This window comes from Xenorhabdus miraniensis (assembly GCF_002632615.1).
The window spans coordinates 1-548 of record NZ_NITZ01000116.1; the positions used below are offsets into that span (position 1 = coordinate 1).

Consider the following 548-nt stretch of genomic DNA (forward strand, 5'->3'; position numbering starts at 1 on the left):
CCAGCTCTTCATCATCCGGCACTATCTCACACTTGATGACCTGCCAACGGCGATCTATTCCCAATTAACCGAATACAGTCAGCCGGGACATATGCGGGCTGAACGTTTATTAATTCAGGAGTTAGGCCAAGTGCCACTTTAACCAAAACAGGGAAAACTAATATGGGTAATGTAGTCAAAATCGGAGATATCGGTACAGAGCATGGTGATTGTTCAGCAACTCCCGTGATTACCGGAGCTAGTACGGTTAAAGTTGATGGCGCTTATCTTGCACGACAAGGTGATGCTTTGGCATCTCATTGTTCACATCCAAGAACAATTTCAGGTGGATCGGGTTCTGTATTTATTGAAGGGAAGCCTGCCGCCAGAACAGGAGATGCTGTCGATTGTGGTGGTGTTGTGATTGGCGGCGGCAGTGTGAATATTGGTTAAGGAGATAAAAAATGACATCAACAAAGGCAGGTTCAGCAATATGTGGTTGTGAAAACCCGGATGATTGCACACATAAGATTGATGTGACATTAGGTGATAAGACATTTAGTTATGAA

1 protein-coding gene is annotated in these 548 nt (G+C 44.3%); it reads left to right on the forward strand.

Translation table 11 applies throughout. The annotated features are described in order from the left end of the window. The first annotated feature begins 162 nt into the window (after nt 1–162). Complete coding sequence (locus tag Xmir_RS22340; RefSeq protein WP_099116123.1) at nt 163–432, forward strand: PAAR domain-containing protein; 270 nt, start codon at nt 163–165, stop codon at nt 430–432. Nucleotides 433–548 lie beyond the last annotated feature (116 nt).

Coding starts and splice junctions, on each gene's coding strand:
- Xmir_RS22340 (WP_099116123.1), top strand. CDS start 163: ATGGGTAATGTAGTCAAAATCGGAGATATCGGTACAGAGCATGGTGAT.